This is a genomic window from Candidatus Methylomirabilota bacterium, from assembly GCA_027293415.1.
GTDB lineage: Bacteria > Methylomirabilota > Methylomirabilia > Methylomirabilales > CSP1-5 > CSP1-5.
Window position 1 is genome coordinate 1 of the sequence record JAPUFX010000007.1, and the last position, 3,575, is coordinate 3,575.

The window sequence follows — 3,575 nt, forward strand, 5'->3', positions numbered from 1 at the left end:
GGGGAAGGTTCTATCAGGCGGGCCGCATCCCCTTCAGGGGGTTCAACTTTAATGACATCGGCGCCCAGATCGGCCAGGATCTTTCCGCACAGAAAACCCGACTCGTCCGTCAAGTCGAGCACACGATAGGGTGCTAACAAAGGTTCCTCCCGTTCCCAGTCGCCCTGGAAATCGCGGTATGTGCAACGAGGGGACCGACAAATGCTTGCTATCGGGCCTAGCCCGGATTATGCATAAATTCTCTACTGCAGCGGCGAAATCATCCGTCCTGCCAGCGTTGCACTCCGTCGGCCTCCTCAACGTACCCTACAGTACGTTTGCGGGGGCCTGGGGCACCCGCTTGCGGGTCACGCGCCTTGTCAGGCCGGCGCTTTCACCCCTTCGTGACAAGAACCTATGCATAATCCGGCCTAGCGACCGGTTCGAGACAACGATACCACCCAACCCTGCATCACGGACTTCGCCCGTTCGATATCCTTATCTTCAAAAAACTTTTTCGGATCAACGCGGTCAATGGGATAAACGGGCCGCTGAAAGTCTTTCTCGAAACCGTACGGCAGTGTGGCGTCAATACCCATTCCACCCTCAAAACGGGTATTTGAAGCGGTCCATTCACTCTCGCCCGCGGTCATCCGCTCTTGGGGTTGGAAGGTCTGACCAATCCCACCCGGGTGTGGATTGAGGATATCGGTACGAGGATTCACTCGCGTCGTCAGAGACCACATGATGTCATCCATCGAATATATGTCGATATCCATATCCACGGCAACGGCCAGCCGCATACCCTGGCTACAGGCTAAGGTGGCCGTCAAGAAGTTGCGCTGCCAACCCTCTTCGATCCGATTCCGCTTCTTGACCTGAAGGATGCAACCGCCCCAGTCGGTCATGCAGAACGGTATATTGACGTCCTGGATGATACCGGGCTGAAGTCGCTCGCAAAGCTCGAAAATGGCCGATTCCCGGACCGTCGAATCAATGTTGTGGCAATCCAGCATGTGGACACCCAGGGCAAAAATGATGGGCCTGCTGGCACGCTGGCGCCGGGTGATCCCGGTCACATGGAAGGTCGTAGCCTTATAGGCCTTGCCCATATAGCCAGCCCACTCGGGGTGGAATGGATATTTGCCCTGTTCGCCGGCTTCCTCTGCCTCAGCCGTCTCCCACCGCTTGTCTCTGGGATACAGCAGGCCTTCCAGAACCACTTCGCAATCCGCCAGCGCCCAGGCATCGACCGTGCGCGCTTTCACGATGCCCATCGGGAAACCCTGTACGGCTCCCGCGGCGCCCAACTCGTCTCCACCCCGAGGGAGAATGACGTAGTCAAATCCACCGCCAGCGATCAGCGTGGCTGCCGGTGGGACACCGAAACACATGGTCAACGGTATGGGTTCCTCGTCCTTGTAGTGTTCGGTAATCACCTGCCACATGTGAGACCCAGGGGCAGCCTGAAAGGTGCACACGTTGCCCCAGCGGGCGTTCATGCGGTTGTAACCAATGTGACTTCCCCCCTTGAAATACTCGCCGACGACTACACTATTACCACTTCCGATGGTGAGTTCCGACTCCAGCGCCGTATGCCGGATAGGTACCACATACTTGTTCACCTCGAGGTCGTCGGTGATCACTTCTTCCTGGCAGGCAGCCTCATCTTGAGAGACTTCCACTGGCGCTATGGGATGGGTAAGCGCGTAAGCGAGTTTGCGGGTGCGCTCTGTCGGATTTTCCCAGCCAAAAAAGCGGTCGAGGATATCCATGTTGGCAAACAGGTTTGTGACGACCCTCAAGTCCGGGTAACCCTTCACCTGGTTGAACAATATGGGAAGACTACCGTCGAGTATTTTCTGAACGCCGGTGATCTCCAGATCGGGATCCACTTCCTGGTCAGTTTCAAGCAGGTTCCCTTCGGCTTTCAACCAGTCCAGCATACCCCGGAGCGTACCGATTTGTTCTTCCTTCACAGGCACTTTCTCAGTAATTGTCGCCATTACAATGCCTCCCTTGTCAGGATGTGATGACCGTAGGCGCCTTAATTTGTAGGATTCACTTACAGGAGCCGCAGATGATCCACAAATTCAGCCGAGGATGCTTGACGTCTCCTGAAATCTTTGAACTTTCTTCTCAAAATAGGTCAGGTGCTCTTCCATGACCTTGCGTGCTCGAGCACTATCCCCATTCTGGATGGCACGGTAGATCGCCCCATGATCTTTGATAGCTCGCTCAGCCATGTCTCGCGTCGGCAAAACCTCTTCGAACACACCGGAGAGTAAACTTCGAAATGAAGTCACAGTTAATTTCAGAATGTGATTTTTGGAGGCTTCAGCCAGGGCCAGGTGGAACTTTACGCTGTGGGGCATGTAGTGGACATCCCCTGCCTTAAGCGCCTTTCTGGCCGAGTCAACAGCCTCGCGTAGTGCCTTCAAATCCTGCGGAGTAGCTCTCTGGGCAGCCAATGCGACCGTTGCCGTCTCGATAATCTTCCTCGCTTCGGCGAGTTCCAAAAGCGATGTCTTCTTGGCCTTCAACATGGCTGAAAGTGAATTTCTGAACGGATCGAAATTGGGCTCCCGGACGAAAGCTCCACCGCCCGCGCCCACTTTGATCTCGACCAAACCCTTCGACTCAAGGACGCGCAAAGCGTCCCTTACTGTCATCCGGCTCAACCCAAACCGCTCTGCCAGTTCGCGTTCAGAGGGTAATCGATCGCCCGGCGACAGCTGACCGGAAAAAATCGCTTCCTCGACCTGCCCGATCACCTTTTCCGAAGCTCGAACGACCTTGACTTTACGAAACAGACTTGTGCTCATTTGCTATAATGGTCAAACAATTTTATCAAATCAATGGTTTTTCATTTATTCAAAAAACTTTTGGTATGTCAAGCCGAACGCTTTCTTGTGCATATGCGGAGAGGGTGTTTCGGATGATGGAGTTATAGATGCATAGATACTCAGGAGAAAAGAAAGGATGAGTCCATCCATGCCTTCTCAGTTTCTTTGGCTCTCTGAGGGCGAAGTGGTTTCCCTGATGGATATGGGCGAGGCCATCGCAGCACTGGAAAAAGGTCTGCTCGCCGAGGCTCAAGGCCAAGCTCAAAATATGGTGAAGACCCATGTTGCCTGGAATGGGTCAACGCTGCACGCCATTGGAGCAGCCTTTCCCCGGGCTGGCTTTGTGGGAACCAAAACATGGGCGCATACCGAAGGCGGCGCTACGCCGCTGGTGATCCTGTTTGACAGTCAGACAGGAAATCTGAAAGCGGTCATCGAAGCCTTTGCACTGGACCAACTGCGTACCGGGGCCGCCTCGGGAGTAGCGACTCGTTGTCTGGCGGTGCGGGATGCCGGCGAGTTTGCCATCATTGGAACGGGTAAACAGGCACTGGCGCAGGTGGCAGCCGTAGTAGCGGTTCGTCCCATTCGATCTATTCGAGTCTTTGGGCGCCATAAGGATCGCCGTTCCAACTTCGTGAGTCGTACCCGGCAGGAATTCAACCTGGAGGTTGTCGAAGCAGCCAGTATCCGGGAAGCAGTCCAGGGTGCACAGATTATCACCACAGCAACCCGTGCCACGGAACCCTT

General features: G+C 54.9%; 4 protein-coding genes. 1 reads left to right on the forward strand and 3 read right to left on the reverse strand.

The annotated features are described in order from the left end of the window. From O6929_00555 to O6929_00565, 3 genes are all read right to left on the reverse strand, one after another. On the reverse strand, window positions 1-122 hold a 122-nt coding region (locus O6929_00555; GenBank protein MCZ6478884.1), incomplete at its 3' end, for a CoA transferase. 288 nt (window positions 123-410) lie between these two features. Then, window positions 411-1,985: a UbiD family decarboxylase gene (locus O6929_00560; GenBank protein ID MCZ6478885.1), complete on the reverse strand. Its 1,575-nt coding sequence runs from the start codon at window positions 1,983-1,985 to the stop codon at window positions 411-413. An 87-nt stretch (window positions 1,986-2,072) separates the two neighbouring features. Next, window positions 2,073-2,753, reverse strand: coding sequence for a FadR/GntR family transcriptional regulator (locus O6929_00565; GenBank protein MCZ6478886.1), 681 nt, complete (start codon window positions 2,751-2,753; stop codon window positions 2,073-2,075). 208 nt (window positions 2,754-2,961) lie between these two features. On the opposite strand from O6929_00565, the gene O6929_00570 reads away from it, so the two are divergent. Next, a partial coding sequence (locus tag O6929_00570; GenBank protein MCZ6478887.1) for an ornithine cyclodeaminase family protein occupies window positions 2,962-3,575 on the forward strand: 614 nt, incomplete at its 3' end.

Excerpts from the sequence above, each read along its gene's own strand:
- O6929_00560 (MCZ6478885.1), bottom strand. The coding sequence starts at position 1,985 with ATGGCGACAATTACTGAGAAAGTGCCTGTGAAGGAAGAACAAATCGGT.